The sequence below is a fragment of the [Flexibacter] sp. ATCC 35208 genome (assembly GCF_001975825.1).
Lineage (GTDB): Bacteria > Bacteroidota > Bacteroidia > Chitinophagales > Chitinophagaceae > Chitinophaga.
This window is the reverse complement of the sequence record NZ_MTKN01000357.1, coordinates 1-350: the sequence shown is the minus strand read 5'-3', so window position 1 is coordinate 350 and position 350 is coordinate 1. Positions and strand designations below refer to the sequence as shown.

The 350-nt window shown below is 48.6% G+C and carries 1 protein-coding gene; it reads left to right on the top strand.

The window, feature by feature from the left end; genetic code table 11:
* Positions 1-350, top strand: a 350-nt coding sequence (locus tag BW716_RS37450; RefSeq protein WP_220388959.1) for a hypothetical protein, incomplete at both ends; no start/stop codon positions are given.

Sequence of the window (350 nt, the reverse complement as noted above, 5' to 3'; positions counted from 1 at the left end):
GGTACCCTGACCATCACACCGATTGAAACCCGTGTAGACATCGCAGGTCAGTGTACAAACAATTATTACCTGATCCGTAAATGGGTAGCGGTTGATAACTGTGGTAATGTAAGCGACACCCTGAGACAGACCGTAACTGTGAAAGATACCACCGGTCCTGTGTTCTCTGGTACTGCTCCTGCCAACGTAACCGTTGATTGTGATAAGGTCCCTGCCGGAACTACCTTGACTGCTACTGATAACTGTACAACAGGTACCATCACTGTAACACCAGTGGATACCAGACAGTCAATCTCCGGCAGCACTTGTAGCAATACTTACCAGATCACACGTACATGGACTGCGACCGA